Source organism: Rhizobium sp. 01T437 (assembly GCF_056398505.1).
The window spans coordinates 298,460-314,528 of sequence record NZ_JBFTPM010000009.1; the positions used below are offsets into that span (position 1 = coordinate 298,460).

General features: G+C 60.7%; 13 protein-coding genes and 1 pseudogene. 6 read left to right on the plus strand and 8 right to left on the minus strand.

All coding sequences use genetic code 11. From position 1 onward, the window contains the following. Positions 1-201 precede the first annotated feature (201 nt). Positions 202-768 (plus strand): DUF6101 family protein, encoded by a 567-nt coding sequence (locus tag AC1DM5_RS20985; RefSeq protein WP_007817899.1) that lies wholly within the window; start codon positions 202-204, stop codon positions 766-768. Between the two features lie 75 nt (positions 769-843). Here AC1DM5_RS20985 and ubiA read toward each other — a convergent pair whose 3' ends face one another. Both ubiA and AC1DM5_RS20995 read right to left on the minus strand, forming a co-directional pair. Beyond that, positions 844-1,803, minus strand: coding sequence for a 4-hydroxybenzoate octaprenyltransferase (gene ubiA, locus AC1DM5_RS20990; RefSeq protein ID WP_477823700.1), 960 nt, complete (start codon positions 1,801-1,803; stop codon positions 844-846). Positions 1,804-1,955: 152 nt separating this feature from the next. Continuing rightward, positions 1,956-2,660 carry a FadR/GntR family transcriptional regulator gene (locus AC1DM5_RS20995; RefSeq protein ID WP_477823701.1) on the minus strand — a complete coding sequence of 235 codons (705 nt, stop codon included), beginning with the start codon at positions 2,658-2,660 and terminating at the stop codon, positions 1,956-1,958. Between the two features lie 530 nt (positions 2,661-3,190). Between AC1DM5_RS20995 and AC1DM5_RS21000 the strand changes: the two genes are divergently transcribed. Together AC1DM5_RS21000 and AC1DM5_RS21005 are read left to right on the plus strand one after the other, a co-directional pair. Next, the gene (locus AC1DM5_RS21000) at positions 3,191-5,092 is read left to right on the plus strand and encodes an autotransporter outer membrane beta-barrel domain-containing protein (protein WP_477823702.1); all 1,902 of its coding nucleotides are present in this window, start codon (positions 3,191-3,193) and stop codon (positions 5,090-5,092) included. A 160-nt stretch (positions 5,093-5,252) separates the two neighbouring features. Next, positions 5,253-6,044 carry an SDR family NAD(P)-dependent oxidoreductase gene (locus tag AC1DM5_RS21005; protein ID WP_477823703.1) on the plus strand — a complete coding sequence of 264 codons (792 nt, stop codon included), beginning with the start codon at positions 5,253-5,255 and terminating at the stop codon, positions 6,042-6,044. Between the two features lie 24 nt (positions 6,045-6,068). Here the strand turns inward: AC1DM5_RS21005 and AC1DM5_RS21010 are convergent, their stop codons facing one another. The 4 genes from AC1DM5_RS21010 to AC1DM5_RS21025 form a co-directional block, all read right to left on the minus strand. After that, entirely contained in the window at positions 6,069-6,878 is an 810-nt protein-coding gene (locus tag AC1DM5_RS21010) for a MipA/OmpV family protein (protein WP_037105723.1), read from the minus strand. Positions 6,879-6,995: 117 nt separating this feature from the next. Then, on the minus strand, positions 6,996-7,574 hold the full coding sequence (locus AC1DM5_RS21015; RefSeq protein WP_477975524.1) for a histidine phosphatase family protein: 579 nt from the start codon (positions 7,572-7,574) through the stop codon (positions 6,996-6,998). A gap of 51 nt (positions 7,575-7,625) precedes the next feature. Further along, the gene (locus AC1DM5_RS21020) at positions 7,626-8,885 is read right to left on the minus strand and encodes a class I SAM-dependent methyltransferase (RefSeq protein WP_477823706.1); all 1,260 of its coding nucleotides are present in this window, start codon (positions 8,883-8,885) and stop codon (positions 7,626-7,628) included. Positions 8,886-9,018: 133 nt separating this feature from the next. After that, on the minus strand, positions 9,019-11,328 hold the full coding sequence (locus tag AC1DM5_RS21025) for a Tex family protein (protein WP_477823707.1): 2,310 nt from the start codon (positions 11,326-11,328) through the stop codon (positions 9,019-9,021). 238 nt (positions 11,329-11,566) lie between these two features. On the opposite strand from AC1DM5_RS21025, the gene glyS reads away from it, so the two are divergent. After that, the gene (glyS, locus tag AC1DM5_RS21030; RefSeq protein ID WP_477823708.1) at positions 11,567-13,744 is read left to right on the plus strand and encodes a glycine--tRNA ligase subunit beta; all 2,178 of its coding nucleotides are present in this window, start codon (positions 11,567-11,569) and stop codon (positions 13,742-13,744) included. 52 nt (positions 13,745-13,796) lie between these two features. On the opposite strand, the pseudogene AC1DM5_RS21035 reads toward glyS, so the two are convergent. Further along, positions 13,797-14,007: pseudogene (locus AC1DM5_RS21035) on the minus strand (tautomerase family protein). A gap of 97 nt (positions 14,008-14,104) precedes the next feature. Here AC1DM5_RS21035 and AC1DM5_RS21040 point away from each other — a divergent pair. Together AC1DM5_RS21040 and AC1DM5_RS21045 are read left to right on the plus strand one after the other, a co-directional pair. Next, the gene (locus AC1DM5_RS21040) at positions 14,105-15,019 is read left to right on the plus strand and encodes a LysR family transcriptional regulator (protein ID WP_477823709.1); all 915 of its coding nucleotides are present in this window, start codon (positions 14,105-14,107) and stop codon (positions 15,017-15,019) included. A gap of 31 nt (positions 15,020-15,050) precedes the next feature. Further along, on the plus strand, positions 15,051-15,545 hold the full coding sequence (locus AC1DM5_RS21045; RefSeq protein ID WP_477823710.1) for a 2-thiouracil desulfurase family protein: 495 nt from the start codon (positions 15,051-15,053) through the stop codon (positions 15,543-15,545). Positions 15,546-15,714: 169 nt separating this feature from the next. On the opposite strand, the gene AC1DM5_RS21050 is transcribed toward AC1DM5_RS21045, so the two are convergent. Further along, a partial coding sequence (locus tag AC1DM5_RS21050) for a methyl-accepting chemotaxis protein (protein WP_477975526.1) occupies positions 15,715-16,069 on the minus strand: 355 nt, incomplete at its 5' end.

A 16,069-nucleotide genomic window follows, 5' to 3' on the forward strand; every position in this document is an offset into this window, starting at 1 on the left:
GCTTTAAGACACGGGCGCGTTCACCATCCGGAAACCCTGCCATATTCAGTTTTGCTAACCATTCCGGGAGGCAGGATTTCTTTAACCGCAATTTTTAAGCTGTACGGAACGGGGGCCGCCTATTGTCGGACCACAGAGGACGAAAAGTCCCGAGGAGAAGACCGGAAACCGGCTCTCAGGTAAGACAAGGGTAGAAATGAAATGAAGAATACCGTTCTGAAGCCCGTCTGGGCTGGCACGACATTGCGTCTTGATCCGTCTCGCTTTCCGCAGCAGGTAAGCTACGCCATCCACGACCATGCCAGTGACGTCAGCATAACGATCGACGAACGCGGCGCGGTCCTGCGCAAGATTCTCCCCTCCAGCGGCCTGCCGCTCTCCATCGCCTTACCGCGGCGCGTCTTCAAAGGCGTTGCAGCCCGCGCCATCGACCACGGCAATGGTGAAGTCACCGTGACGCTCGAGTTGCATCACGAAGATCCGGAACTCTGCATTCCGCTGCTCGTCGCCCACGATCTCGGCGATATCGCGGCCGACTGGCGCAGCTGGTCGGAAGCCTTCGGCATTCCCATGCTGATGGTGGAAGCCGACGGTGTCGCCCGCCCTCTCGAAGAACATCTCGGCGGACTGCGCACCAGCGAAATGAAGCCGCGCCGTCGTCACTCCTATTTCGCAAACCGCCGCCCGCGCTTCCTCGTGCGCCGCACCACCGGCAAGCTCGGCGTCATCATGAAGATCGAAGGCAAGGAAATCATCGCCCGCAGCTGAGCGATACGTTCTGAACCGATTTCAAACCCGGCCATCGCGCCGGGTTTTTCATTTGCGGTCATTTTTCACTTCAGATCAGGGAATGGCAAAAAGCAGCGAGACGAACAGGCCGAGAAAGATGATCAATCCGACTCGAGTGTTTGATTTGAAGAGCGCGAGGCACTGGGCGCCGTCGTTGATATCGAGCGTCCTGATCTGCCAGGCGAACATTCCGGCGGCAATCAACAGACCGACGAAAGCCAAAAGGCCGACACCAGCAAGCGCAAAGGACAGGAACATCAGCACCAGCGTCAGTCCGTAGAGGCCGACAAGCGCCAGACGCGTGCGCTCGCCGAACAGGCGCGCGGTGGAGCGAACGCCGATCAGCTCGTCATCCTCCTTATCCTGATGGGCATAAATCGTGTCGTAGCCGATCGTCCAGACGACCGAGGCTAGATAAAGCAGGAAGGCAGAGAAGGAGAGGCTGCCGAAAATCCCTGCCCAGCCCATGAGCGCGCCCCAGGAAAAGGCAAGACCGAGGAAGAATTGCGGCCAGTCGGTAAAGCGCTTGGCGAAGGGATAGAGGGCGACGACCCCGAGCGACAGCACGCCGAGAAGCACGGCAAACCAATTGAACTGTAACAGCACGAACAGGCCGACCAGCGCCTGCAGTCCAATGAAAATCTTCGCCTGCCGGCGCGTCACACGACCCGACGGCAGTGGACGCGAGCGGGTGCGCGCCACCTGCATGTCGATCTCGTGATCGACAAGGTCATTATAGGTGCAGCCGGCGCCGCGCATGGCGACAGCCCCGATAAAATACAGGAACAGATGGTAGAGCAACAGGGCGCCGGAAAAGACGCGCGGCTCGATTGCCGCATTGGCGGCAAGCGTCGCCGACCAGAAGCACGGCCACATGAGGAGCTGCCAGCCGATCGGCCGGTCCCAGCGCGCAAGCTGCGCATAGGGCCACAACCAGGGCGGCAGGATGCGATAAACCCAATTATCCGAGGGCGCATCGGCAACGCGCCCGTTGAGACCGTCAATCTGTTGCATACGGTCATCTAGCGATGGGCAGCGCCCATGGTCAAGACTCCATCGCCGGCGAGCTTCGCCATATGCGCCTCGATGGAATCCGCTTCGTCCCGTAAGGCTCCTGCTCCGCGGAACAAAGGAAGGTTCATCGGATCACCGGCCGACCGGCGTATCTATCGCTGACGCGCGGCCAGGGCACGCTTCACGTCTTCCTCCGCCCCGTCCAGCAAAGAAACCAGGGCTTTGCTCGCGCCAGCGGAATCGCGATTTGCTATGCTCTCCACGACCTGCTGATGCAGCGGCAGCGAATGGCTCTGTCCCTGCGGATTGTCGTCGGAAAGCCGGAAGCTGATCACCAGCGCAGTCTCGATCAGTGCCGCCAGCGAACCGATCAATTCATTACCGGACATGCGCAGGATGGCCTGATGGAAAGCAAGATCCGGCACCGCGAAACGAGCACCGTCATCGCCTGCTCGCTCCATCTCCGCCAGGAGACCCCGCAAATACTTGATCTCTGCTGCGGTGGCGCGTTCGGCCGCCAGCGCACCGGCCGTCGGCTCGATCGCACGGCGCAACTCGAAAAGCGAACGGGCGTCCTCGGCAGTGGTCCTGCCGCCGTAGCGCCACAAGAGCACATCCGGATCGAGAAAATTCCAATCCCTGCGCGGACGCACGCGGGTGCCAATCTTCGGACGCGATTCCACCATGCCCTTACCGGCCAGAACCTTGATCACTTCACGTAATACGGTGCGGCTCACCCCGTGGGCGGCACTCCAGTCGTCCGCATTCGGCAACGGATCGCCGGGCAAAAGATCACCTCGCACGATGCTCTGGCCGATCTCATTGAGCACCCTCGTGTGAAGGCTGCTGCCGGCCATCCCCTCCATGCGCAACGGCGCCGCAAGAGCCAGACGGGCTTTCGCATTCTTCCTATTCTTCACACTATTCATACTATTGTCATATCGCTCCCTTATTACCGCTCTCATAGAACAGTCTCTTTAGTGACGTCAACTCTAAATACATGAATAAACTTAGATAACCGTGTTTAAGTAGAATCAGAGTCCCAGAAATGGAAGATTTATGATGGATTTACTGACAACATTTCGGGCTTAGATCCCGATTTTGTTCTATATTTCTGCGTCTATATTTTCGATATTTGAAAATGACGCGATTTATAACTCGAATATCGCAAATGTATAATCGCATTTTCGATCGGTTCGACTGCGCGCGCTGAACCAGCACGCACCCCACTCTCCATGAAAGCATCACGACCGACCGGCCTTCGAGGCCTGTCAGCGGATCACTGCGCTTTCATCACGCCGCCTTCACCGCCGCCGCCTGCCATCAGGTCGGCGGTCCCTCTCGGCTGCGACCAAGCAGCCTTTGCCCTACGAAAAGGAAACTTGAAATGCCATTCATGACCAGAGGTCCCTCAACCAGGGCGCCCATGGCGCAAGCGGCAAGACCGCTCATCCTGACCGCTCTCCTCTGCGCGACGGCCATGCCCGCTTATGCCGTCGAGCCCTGGATCATGGTCGAGAAGTTTACATTCACCGACGATCCCATCACCTATCGCGGCCAGGGCGTGACGACCGACGGCAAGAACTGGTACTTTTCCGGCACGAACGCGCTGGACAAGGCGGACGGCAACTTCAACACGATAACGCGCGACAACAGCGCGATCGATCCGGCCCTCGCAAACCCGTTTGCCGGTGCGCCCAGAGGCCTCAATCATATCGGCGACATCGATTACGCCGACGGATACCTCTACATCTCGCTGGATACCAGCACCCGCGATCCCATCACTGGCGAGAAATACAACACGCCGGTGTTTGCGATCTACAACGCGAGCGACATGACCTATACGGGCAAGTATTTCGCCCTGACCCCTCCGCATGGCAAGCATGACGTCGCGAGYTGGGTAGCCGTGGATGCCAAGAAGGGCCTCCTCTATGGCATGGCCTATGACAACTCCACGGAGATCGCGGTCTACAATCTCTCCGACGGCTCCTTCAAGCAGTACATTCCCCTTTCGAGGACGATCGACCAGGCGCAGGGCGGCAAGATCCTTGATGGCTGGATGTATTTCTCGACCGAAAGCGATACAAAATCGCTCTATCGCGCCAATCTGACGACAGGCGAAGTGGAAGAGATCGGCCAGCTCGACACTCCCGGCGACCAGGAAGTCGAGGGTCTCTCCTTCGGCTGGACCAAGGATGGCTGGTCGCTTTATGTCATCAACCGCGAACAGCCCGATCCGTTGATCGACGAGTCCATCGGCTTCTATCGTTATCTGCGGCCCTACGGCAATGCGCTCTCCGGCGAGATCCATTCCAGTGCCAAGGGCGCCTTCATCCAGGACAGCCTCTATCTCGACGATGCTGTCGGCCAGCGCCTCCGCTCGGCGTTCAGCGCAGTGGGCACGCCCATGTCGGAGGTCACCTCCTATGACGAGAACGGTTTGACAGGCGCGATCAGCAACACCGAAGGCCTCGCCATCTGGAGCCAGGCGATCGGGGCCAAAAGCACGACCGAGGGAGCGGGCTACGCGGCCGATTTCGATCACTCGACCGGTGGCATTGTCTTCGGCGCCGACGCGGCAGTCGGGACATGGCGCTTCGGTGCGATGGCCGGCTACAGCAATACCAGTTTCGATGTCGATGCCCGCACCTCATCCGGCTCGAGCGACAACGTCCATCTCGGTATCTATGGCGGCACGCAATGGGGTGCGCTCGGCTTCCGCACGGGTGTCTTCTACACCTCGCACGATATCAGCACTAAGCGCCATGTCGTCTTCCCGGCCTTCAACGAGACCCTGTCGGCCGACTACGACGCCCGCACCACCCAGGCCTTCGCGGAACTGGCCTACCGGATGGATTTTGAAGATACCGCTTTCGAGCCATTCGCCAATCTCGCCTATGCTCGCCTGAAGAGCGATGCCTTCTCGGAAGAAGGCGGCACAATCGCAGCGCTCTCAACCGGATCGTCCAGCATGGACACCGCTTTCACCACGTTCGGCATTCGCGCCTCCACCGATATCGATCTGCAGGATACCAAGGCGACCGTGCGCGGCATGCTTGGCTGGCGGCATGCCTATGGCGATGTTACGCCCAGCTCCAAGCTCGCCTTCAATACCGGCGCGAGCTTCGATTCCGTCGGCGCACCGATTGCCGAGAATGCACTGACCATGGAAGCCGGCCTGGATTTCAATCTGGCGAAAAACGCGACGATCGGCGCATCCTACGCCGGTCAGCTTGCGGGCGATACCCAGGACCATGCCGTCAAGGTCAATTTCAACGTGAGCTTCTGATCCGGGCTTGAAGTCCGCCGCAGGTCCCGGTTCTGAACACCGTTGAAAAAAGACGCCGCAGCGCTTCCCGGGTGCCTGCGGCGTCTTCCGTTTGATACAGTCGGGCGCAACATTCGCGCACGACCCACCAGCCTTTACGACATTCTTTCCGGAGTTCCCGATGAGCCGAGATGCCAGCGACAATCTTGTGACCTACGCCAGCTATCCGAGCCTCCAAGGCAGAAGCGTGTTCATCACCGGGGGTGCAAGCGGCATCGGCGAAAGCCTGGTACGGCACTTTTGTGCGCAGGGCAGCCGGGTCGCCTTCGTCGATATCGCCGAGGAGAGCGGCCGCGAGCTTGCCGCTGCGATAGACGCCGATGGTCACGCCGCGCCGCTCTTCATTCCCTGCGATCTGCGCGATATCGAGGCGCTGAAACACGCGATCGGTGAAGCCGTCGCGCAGAACGGCCCACTTCAGGTTCTCTGCAACAATGCCGGCAACGACGACCGCCACCAGACGGAGGATGTCACCGTCGCCTATTGGGATGACCGCATGGCGATCAACCTGCGTCATCAGTTCTTCGCTGCGCAGGCAGCCCGGCCCCATATGACGGCGCTTGGCGGCGGCTCGATCATCAATTTCGGCTCGATCACCTGGATGGTCGGCGATCCGGATTGCCCCGCCTATGTCACGGCGAAAGCGGCAATCTGGGGCATGACGCGGGCGCTTGCCCGCGAATTCGGCCCCGAGCGCATCCGCGTCAATTGCATGGTGCCCGGCTGGGTGATGACCGAACGGCAGATGCGCCTCTGGCTGAATGAGGCAGGCGAGCGGCAGATCGCCGAGCGCCAGTGCCTGCCGGACAGGCTGCAGCCTTCCGACATCGCCCGCATGGCGCTGTTTCTCGCAGCCGACGACAGCGCCATGTGCACGAGCCAGCAGTTCATCGTCGATGGCGGCTGGGTGTGATTTGGGCGTGTTCGGGCGGCTGAATCAGTTCAGCGTGAAATTGAACTTGTAGCTCGCAGACAAGCCAATCAGGAACTGGTTCTTCGAACCTTTCTCGCGCACAAGGCTGCTGTCCGCGGCCGGACCGGCAAGGCGCTTATATTCCGCGAAGGCGCTCGTCGACAGGTTCTCCGTCGCGTTCCAGGTAAGCGCCGTGCCGGCACCATAGGACTGGATGCCGCCCGAGGGATCATAAGGCTTCAGCCCGCTTGCGGCTGACTGCGCTTCGTTGACGCCGTAATAGGAATGGAAATAGCCGCTCGTCGCAAAGGAGGCACGCGGACCGCCTGACAGTTGCAGATCGGGCGCGATATCGGTGAAGGCGTCAAGCGCCACGTCGGCCACGAGGCCGTCATGAGAGCGGATACCCTGCCGCACTTCGGCGCGGGCACGCAGCCAGTCGGTTGGATAGACTTCGGCAAAACCACCGATTTCTGCACCCCACTTGACCTTCTTCAGGCCGCGCAGATCGCTGTCGTCGTCTTGGTCACGCTCAGGCACATAGCGGCCGACGATACCGGCGCGGAAGCCGCTGTTATCGACGAGCGCGAAGGATGGATTGTCGTTGCGCGAGGAAAAGCGCGGACCGGCGCCCTGACGACCGACCGAAATCAGCGGGCTGAACTTGAATTCGTTGCTTGAGGCGCCTTCGAATTTCGGCGCGGAAAAGCCTGATACGCCGACTTTCAGATACCAGTCGCCGGACCACCAATGGCCGCCTTCCTGAGCAGAGGCGGTGCTGAAAGACGCAAGGGCAATAGCTAAAGAGATCGATACGACAGATCGATTAAACACATCCGCACTCCAGAAAACGCAATACAAGAACGGCCGCGGACGGCGGCGATCGGTACATTTATAGCGAGGGTGTTACCTCTATCTTAACCAAGGCGGAAAGATCGAGGGGGCGGGAAATTACTTCTGGTTCCAGCGGCGGATGACCGGTTCGGTCAAATCGTGCTCATAGCCGAGAACGCTGATGCTCGTCGTATCCAGAATAAAACGGGAGCCATCTTCCGACGGCAAGCCGAGCCAGCGGGCGCCGAGTACACGCAGGAAATGCGAGCTCGAAAAGATCAGGATCGGGGCACCGACCTGCCGCAATTCGGCAATGATGCGATCGGCGCGAGCGCCGATATCGCCGGCCGCTTCACCATCCGGACAGCCGTCGCGGAAGAGCCGCCAACCAGGCCGCTTGGAGAGGATTTCCCTGGTCGTTATGCCTTCATAGGCACCGTAATCCCATTCGGCGAGATCGGGCTTGATGACGGCCCCCTCCCCGAAACCTGCGAGCGCGCAGGTGTTGCGCGCTCGTTGCGAGGGGCTGGACCAGACGGCGGAGACGGAAAGACCTGCGAGCCGCGGAGCGAGCGCGCGGGCCGCAGCCTCGCCATTGGCGGTGAGCGGAATATCGCTGCGGCCAGTGTGCTGGCCGGATAGCGACCAGGCCGTCTCGCCGTGGCGTACAAGAGTGATTTCGGGAAATGCGCTCATATCCGTCTCTCCAAAAAAGAAAAAAGCGCGGGCCAGGCCGCGCTTTCAATATCAGAAGGTAAACTTTTCCAATGGCGGACGCGCCGCCTCGAATTCCCTAAGCTTCGCCTCGTTCTCCGGAATATAATTCCGGCTATCGGGCGTCGCGAACTGGTTCTTGGTGATCTGGATCTGCTCGATGAAGAGTTCGTCCCAGCGGAAGCCCATTTCGGAGCCGGCCAGATAGAATTCCCACATACGGAAGAACTTCTCGTCGTAAAGCGCCACGGCTTCTGCCTTGCGGGCAACGAAGCGCTCACGCCAGTGGCGCAGCGTATAGGCGTAATGCAGCGGGAGCACTTCAACGTCGCGCGTGAGCAGGCCCGCCTTTTCGAGTGGCACCAGTGTTTCGGCGATCGAGGGAATGTAGCCCTGCGGGAAGATGTACTTCTCGATGAAGGCGTTGGTGGCGAAGCTCGGCTTCGGACGCGCGATCGAATGCAGCAGCATGATGCCGTTGTCATCCAGGAGCTCGTGCACCTTCTTGAAAAAGTTGCCGTAATTGCCGATGCCGACATGTTCGAACATGCCGACCGAGACAATGCGGTCGAACTTCCTGCCGTTCATGTAACGATAGTCCTGCAGCTCAAAGCGGACGCGATCGGCAAGACCGCGTTTCTCTGCCCGTTCGCGGGAAATCTTCAGCTGCTCTTCACTGAGCGTGATGCCGGTGACATCGAGGCCGGGCGTCGATTCCGCCAGATACATGGCCATACCGCCCCAGCCGGAGCCGATCTCCAGCACGCGCTGGTTCGGCTGCGGCATGAGCTTTGCCGCAATGTGGCGCTTCTTGGCGACCTGCGCCTCTTCAAGACTGATGCCGGGCGGATCAAAATAGGCGCAGGAATATTGCCAGTCCTCGTCGAGGAAGAGTTCGAAGAGCTTTTCGGAAAGGTCATAATGGTGGGCGACATTCCGCTTATTGTGGTTGATCGGCATGCGGCTCTTGAGCTGCTGCATGGCAATACGGCCGATCAGCAGAGCGGCCATCTTGAAATCGAAGATTTCGTTGGTGGTGTTCTGCTTCACCAGAGCGAGGAAGTCGTAGATGTCGCCCTGTTCGAGAATGAACCGGCCTTCCATATACATTTCGCCGAGCTTCAGCGTCGGATCGCGACGGATCGCATCCTCGGCTTCCTGATCGGCAAGACGGACGGCAACCAGTTCGCCGGTGCCGTCGCCAATCGTGTGGGTTTCGCCATTGGCAAGAGTAAGGGCCAAAGAACCCTTTCGGACAATTTTTTGGACAATCGATAAGAATGCCGACGCCATGGACGCCTCGCAAATGTGACAGGATGGTCACATCAACTTAATAGCTCTCTTCTGCCTTACAAGCGCCGGATTTAGCACTCCGCAGATTCAATTGCCAAAGTGTGACATTTTTGCCATTTCGGGGCCTAAGCCCTTATTTTCGCTTCATCGCTTCGGCCAGCGCCGCACCGAAGGCGCCTTGGCTCTGCGGCTTTGCCGGCGCCGGGCGGCGATCCTGCTGCGGGCGCTGGCCGGTATTGCCACGCGACTCACCGCGCGGAGAACCGGCGGGAATGCCGTCATCCTTGCGCATGGAAAGGCCGATGCGCTTGCGTTTCACATCGACTTCGACAACGCGCACCTTGACCACGTCGCCGGCCTTCACGATTTCGTGAGGATCCTTGATGAAGCGGTCGGCAAGCTGGGACACGTGGACCAGACCATCCTGGTGGACGCCGATATCGACGAAGGCGCCGAAGGCAGCAACGTTAGTGACGGTGCCTTCCAGCACCATGCCCGGCTTCAGGTCGCTGATTTCGTCGATGCCTTCCGCAAAAGTCGCAGTCTTGAAGCTCGGGCGCGGGTCGCGGCCGGGCTTGTCGAGTTCGGCGATGATATCCTTGACGGTCGGCAGGCCGAACTTCTCGTCGATGAACTTGCGCGGGTCGAGCGCCTTCAGGGTGACGCTGTCGCCCATCAGCGAGCGCAGATCACGGCCGCAGGCGGCGACGATCTTCTTTGCCACGCCATAGGCTTCCGGATGCACGGAAGACGCATCGAGCGGCTCCTTACCGTCAGGGATGCGCAGGAAGCCGGCCGCCTGTTCGAAGGTGCGCTGGCCAAGGCGGGCAACCTTCAACAGGTCCTTGCGGCTTTCGAAAGCGCCGTTCTGGTCGCGATGCAGCACGATCGCATCGGCAATCGAACGGCCGAGACCGGAGACACGCGACAATAGCGGCGCCGATGCCGTGTTGAGATCGACGCCGACGGCATTCACGGCATCTTCGACGACCGCGTCGAGCGAGCGGGAGAGCTTCGTCTGATCGACATCGTGCTGATACTGGCCGACGCCGATCGACTTCGGCTCGATCTTGACGAGTTCGGCGAGCGGATCCTGCAGGCGCCGCGCGATGGAGACGGCGCCACGGAGCGAAACGTCGAGCTGCGGAAATTCTGCAGCAGCGGTTTCCGAAGCTGAATAGACGGAGGCGCCGGCTTCAGAGACGATGACCTTGGTGGGCTTTGGCGCAGGAAGTGCGGCCAGCATATCGGCCACAAGCTTTTCCGTCTCGCGGCTGCCCGTGCCGTTGCCGATCGCGATCAGTTCGACATTATGCTTGCGGATGAGGGAGGCAAGCTCTGCCTGCGTGCCGCGCACATCATTCTTCGGCGGGAAAGGATAGACCGTCGTCGTGTCGAGCAGCTTGCCGGTGCCATCGATGATCGCAACCTTGACGCCGGTGCGGATTCCCGGATCGAGACCCATCGTGGCCCGCGAGCCGGCGGGGGCTGCCAAAAGCAGATCCTTGAGATTGCGGGCAAAGACATGGATCGCCTCTTCTTCCGCCCTTTCGCGCAATTCGCGCATCAGGTCGAGCGAGAGCGACATGGAGAGCTTCACGCGCCAGGTCCAGCTTACGGCATCCATCAGCCAGCGATCGCCGGGGCGGGTTGCACCGATTTCGTAGGCGGTCGCGATCATGCGCTCGACCGGCTTGTTCGGCGAGGCGACCTCGGCATCGGCCTCGATTGTCAGCGTCAGCACTTCCTCGTTCCAGCCGCGCAGCATGGCAAGCGCGCGGTGGCCGGGGGCAGTCGCCCAGCGTTCGGAATGATCGAAATAGTCGGAGAACTTCTCGCCGGTCGCCTGCTTGCCGTCTACGACCTTGGCCTTCAGAAGGGCGGCATTGCGCATATGGGCGCGCAGCTTACCGAGCAGATCGGCGTTTTCGGCAAAACCTTCGGCGACGATATCGCGGGCACCTTCGAGCGCCGTCTTCACGTCAGGCACATCGGCGGTGATATAGGCTTCCGCAAGTGTGGCCGGCTCCTTGCCACGATCGGCGAGGATCGCTTCGGCAAGGGGGCCAAGGCCGCGCTCGCGGGCAATCTCGGCGCGGGTGCGGCGCTTCGGCTTGTAGGGCAGGTAGAGGTCTTCCAGCTCGGCCTTGGTGGCTGCCCCCGAGAGCTTCGCCATCAGCTCGTCACTCATCTTGCCCTGGTTGGTGACGGATTCGATGATCGTATCGCGGCGGGCTTCAAGCTCGCGCAGATAGACAAGCCGCTCGGCCAGCGTACGCAGCTGCGTATCATCCAGCCCGCCCGTCACTTCCTTGCGGTAGCGGGCRATGAACGGCACCGTTGCACCCTCGTCCAGCAGCTCGATCGCCGCCTTGGCCTGATCGGGCCGGGCGTTGATTTCGGCGGAGATACTTGCTGCGAGCGAACGAAGGTCAGCGGCCATGAGATTTCCTGCAGTTTATTAGGGTTGGCGGACCATAGCGGCGAAAAGCAGCAAGGCAATGCCTACCGCCGCTTTCCACAGCGGAAGGGAACGCTCCAGTCGGTTTAAGCCATATATCTGAGGCGCAATTGAGCCTTTCGCCTCCTGTTTTTGCGGTTGTGCAGATGCGGCATTCTTTGGTAGCAGAGGCGACCATTTTTGATTGCCCCTGCCCTGCAGGCGCCAGGAAAAGAGTACCATGCCGAACCTGCTTCTCGAACTTCGCTCCGAAGAGATCCCCGCCCGCATGCAGCGCAAGGCCGCCGGTGACCTCAAGAAGCTCCTCACCGATGCCCTGGTGGAAGCAGGACTGACCTATGAGGGTGCGCGCGAATACTGGACGCCGCGTCGCCTGACGCTCGACATTCACGGGCTGACGGCCCGCTCCGCCGATATCCGAGAGGAGCGCAAGGGGCCGCGCACCGACGCCAACGAAAAGGCGATCGAGGGCTTCCTGCGCGGCGCCGGCCTTTCTTCCGTTTCCGAGGCACAGGTCGTCAGCGATCCGAAGAAGGGCGATTTCTACGTCGCCGTCATCTCCAAGCCGGGCCGCGGCGCCGAAGAGATCATTGCCGAAGTGATGCCCGGCATCATCAAGGATTTCCCCTGGCCGAAGTCGATGCGCTGGGGCAAGGCCTCCTCGCAGCCCGGCTCACTGCGCTGGGTGCGCCCGCTGCAGTCTATCGTCTGCACCTTCGGAACCGAGCATGAAGAAACGGTCGTCATCCCCTTCGAGATCGACGGCCTCGTCGCCTCCAACGTGACCTACGGCCATCGCTTCCATGCGCCCGAGGCCATCACCGTCAAGCGCTTCGACGATTACGTCGCGAGCCTCGAAAAGGCGAAGGTCATTCTCGACGCGGAGCGGCGCAAGGACATCATCCTGCATGATGCCCGCGATATCGCCTTTGCGAGCGGGCTGGAACTGGTCGAGGACGAGGGCCTGCTGGAAGAAGTCTCCGGTCTCGTCGAATGGCCGCAGGTGCTGATGGGTTCCTTCGAGGAGGATTACCTTTCGATCCCGTCAGAAATCATCCGCCTGACCATCAAGACAAACCAGAAATGCTTCGTCACTCGCAAACAGGGTGAAGAGACGCTTTCGAACAAGTTCATCCTCGTGTCGAACATCCAGGCGAAGGATGGCGGCAAGGAAATCGTTCACGGCAACGGCAAGGTCGTGCGTGCGCGCCTATCGGACGCGCTGCATTTCTGGAAGCGAGACCAGGGCAACCTGCCGGACCTCGAGACGCTGGAAGCTTCCGCAAAGAAATTCGGCCTCGACCTCGCCAAGCCGCTCGACCAGCGCATGGCCAAGCTCGATGCGCTGAACGTGACCTTCCATGCCAAGCTCGGCACGCAGGGCGATCGCGTCGAGCGCATCCGGGCGATGGCCGCCAAGATCGCCATGCCCGTTGGCGCCGATTACAAGGTGGTGGATCGCGCCGCGGTTCTCTGCAAGGCGGACCTGCGCACCGAAGCCGTTGGCGAATTCCCGGAACTGCAGGGCGTCATGGGCCGAAAATATGCGGCACTGCAGGGCGAAGACGCCTCCGTTTCTACCGCGATCGAAGACCATTACAAGCCGCAAGGCCCGTCCGACCGTGTGCCCGACGACAAGGTGGCGATCACGGTGGCGCTTGCCGACAAGCTCGATACGCTCATCGGTTTCTGGGCAATAGACGAGAAGCCGACCGGCTCGAAGGATCCATTTGCGCTTCGACGTGCCGCGCTCGGCATCATCCGCATCCTGCTCGAAAAGCGCGCCCGCGTGACGCTCTTGCCACGCATCACCTCGCATATGCAGCGCATCGATACGGATATTGGCGCCAGCGTCGATACCGACGACCTAACGCGGCAGTTCGATCTGCTCTCCTTCTTCCACGACCGCCTCAAGGTCTATCTGCGCGAACAGGGTGCTCGACACGACCTCATCGATGCCGTGCTGACGCCTGAATCCGACGACCTCTTGATGGTGGCCCGCCGCGTCGAGGCGCTGACGGCCTTCATCACCTCGGAAGACGGCATCAACCTGCTTGCTGGCACCAAGCGCGCCACGCAGCTTCTGGCCGCCGAGGAAAAGAAGGGCACGGTTGTCGCCGACGGCGTTTCCGAGGCATTGCTGAAGCTCCACGCCGAGAAGGAACTGTTTGCCGCCATCACCAAGGCTTCGTCGGAAGCTGCCGGCGCGGTTTCGCATGAAGACTTCCGCTCGGCGATGGAAGCGCTGTCGAAGCTGCGGGCTCCCGTCGACCGCTTCTTCACCGATGTGCTGGTCAATGACGAGGATGCCGCGATTCGCGCCAACCGCCTCGCCCTCTTGCGGATGATCCGTGCGGCGACAGGGACAGTCGCGGATTTTTCTAAAATCGCCGGCTAAACGGCCGACAAACAAAAAATGGGGCCGAACGGCCCCATTTTAATTTTTGCCCTCATCGTCCCTTTTGCATCTTGGCGATGGTGAGCGTTTCGCCTGCGCGGCCATAACCGCCGTCGATGACCTCATCGACGAGGACCATGGTATAGGGGCGAACGCCTTCCCCCGAAAAAGTCGACGAACATGGCCGTCGTTCTGAGGATGATGTCCTCCTTCTGCTCTGCGGTCAGAGTACCCTCGGGAAACTTGTAGTTTGCGAATGGCATGATGTGCTCCTGCCTGGTTTGCGTTGTGACACGACAAGCCTAGCGGCATCGGCACCATGCTTGAAATTGATATGAAGTATGTGCATTCATCCACGCCATGGATCTGCATGGTATTGATCTCAACCTGCTTGTCGCCTTCGACGCGCTCATGAAGGAACGGAGCGTGACGAAGGCCGGCATTCGCATCGGCCGCACGCAACCCGCCATGAGCGCTGCCCTGGCGCGGTTACGCAGCCTTCTCAAGGATGAGCTTTTGGTGCGCGGCCCGCAGGGCCTGCTGCGGACACCAAGAGCGCTTGATCTCGCCGAGCCATTGTCGCGTGCTCTTGCCGATATCCAGCGCACACTCGATTTCACCCAGGCTTTCGACCCCGCGACCTCGTCTGCCACCTTCACGATCGGACTCTCCGATCATCCGACTTTCGCGCTTCTGCCGCAACTCGTGGCGTATCTTTCCAAGGCGGCTCCGGACGCGACATTGCAGGTCCGGAATTTCAGCGCCCGCGACGACGCCATCGATCTCTTGGATGCCGGAGAGGCCGATGTGACGGTCGGGGTGCCGGCAACGAAAACGGGACGTATTCTGACCCAGCCTCTGTTTGAGGAGCGTTTCGTCTGCATCGTCAGGAAGGATCATCCAGCTACACGACGCACGCTCGATCTCGACGCCTTTCTGGCTCTCCCACACCTGCTTGTCTCGCCGGAAAACGAGCGTTTCGGCCATGTCGACGCGGCGCTGGCAAAAACAGGGCTTCAGCGGCGGCTCGCGCTCACGCTTCCCAATATGTATGCCGCGCCGCTCTTGATTGCCCGTTCTGACATGATCGCCACCTTGATGGCCGGTGTCGTGGAGGCCTCCGGCCATGCGGACGAACTTGCCCTGTTGGAGCCGCCGCTCATGCTGGAGCCCATCCCCTTCGTCATGTCCTGGCATCGGCGCAACGATGCGCATCCGGCGCAGCGCTGGTTCCGGAATTGCGTTGCCGAGGTTGCACCTGATGTCAGGCGGTGACGTCCGCATAAATCTCCATAAAGCTCATTCCATGGTGTCCAAGATCCTCGTCAGCGCCTGTCTCATGGGCCACGCCGTCCGATATGACGGACGCGCGAAGCAGCTCGTCCATCCGGCAATCGAGCGCTGGACGCAGGAAGGCCTGATCGTGACGATCTGTCCGGAAATGTCGGCCGGCATGCCGGTGCCACGGCCACCTGCCGAAATCGGCGATGCGGCTGATGGCGAGGATGTGCTGGCAGGAACTGCCCGCGTCGTGGAGTTGACCGGTGGCGACGTGACCGATGAATTCCTGCGGGCGGCGGAAAATGCCGTGCGGCTTGCGACCGATAACGGTTGCCGTTATGCGCTGCTGATCGACGGCAGCCCGTCCTGCGGTTCCGGCTTTATCTATGACGGCTCCTTCTCGGGCAGCCGGCGGGCCGGCAACGGCGTTACCGCGGCGGCGCTGAAACAGGCAGGCATCGAAGTCTTTTCCGGCCGCGAGATCGATCGGCTCATCGGACGCATCGGCCCTAACACCTAAAGCGTCTCCGTCCTTCTGCTAGACAGAGAAACGCCCTATCTCTTGTTTCCATGCATTCCAGGCGCAAACCGCTGCACACTTTTGCTGGAATTGCTCTAACAGCACGGCCGCCGGGAATGCCGGCGGCCGCTAATTTCTTTCGTGATGAAATTGCTTTTAGTCGCCCCGCTTATGCGGCGCGGCGACCCYGATGCGTGGCGGGAGCTGCGGCAGCGTTGCCGACGCGGAAGCCTCTGATGAGGCCGAGCAGTTCATCGGTGTCGGCAGCCAGCGTTTCGGCCGATGCCGTGGTCTCTTCGGCCATGGCGGCGTTCTGCTGGGTGGCAGCGTCGAGCTGGTTCATCGAGGACGAGATCGAACGCAGCGTCGTATCCTGTTCGGAAGCGCTGTGGGCGATCTTGGCGACGATCTCATTGGCAGCCTTGATCTGGTCGGAGATGCGCTTCAGCGCTTCGCCTGCCTCGCCGACGAGGCGGACACCGTGGTCGACCTGGCTGGAGGAGCGGGCGATCTGATCCTTGATC

Excerpts from the sequence above, each read along its gene's own strand:
- AC1DM5_RS21005 (WP_477823703.1), top strand. The coding sequence starts at position 5,253 with ATGAGCCGAGATGCCAGCGACAATCTTGTGACCTACGCCAGCTATCCG.
- AC1DM5_RS20985 (WP_007817899.1), top strand. The coding sequence starts at position 202 with ATGAAGAATACCGTTCTGAAGCCCGTCTGGGCTGGCACGACATTGCGT.
- AC1DM5_RS21040 (WP_477823709.1), top strand. The coding sequence starts at position 14,105 with ATGGATCTGCATGGTATTGATCTCAACCTGCTTGTCGCCTTCGACGCG.
- AC1DM5_RS20995 (WP_477823701.1), bottom strand. The coding sequence starts at position 2,660 with ATGGCCGGCAGCAGCCTTCACACGAGGGTGCTCAATGAGATCGGCCAG.
- AC1DM5_RS21045 (WP_477823710.1), top strand. The coding sequence starts at position 15,051 with ATGGTGTCCAAGATCCTCGTCAGCGCCTGTCTCATGGGCCACGCCGTC.
- AC1DM5_RS21015 (WP_477975524.1), bottom strand. The coding sequence starts at position 7,574 with ATGAGCGCATTTCCCGAAATCACTCTTGTACGCCACGGCGAGACGGCC.
- glyS (WP_477823708.1), top strand. The coding sequence starts at position 11,567 with ATGCCGAACCTGCTTCTCGAACTTCGCTCCGAAGAGATCCCCGCCCGC.
- ubiA (WP_477823700.1), bottom strand. The coding sequence starts at position 1,803 with ATGCAACAGATTGACGGTCTCAACGGGCGCGTTGCCGATGCGCCCTCG.
- AC1DM5_RS21020 (WP_477823706.1), bottom strand. The coding sequence starts at position 8,885 with ATGGCGTCGGCATTCTTATCGATTGTCCAAAAAATTGTCCGAAAGGGT.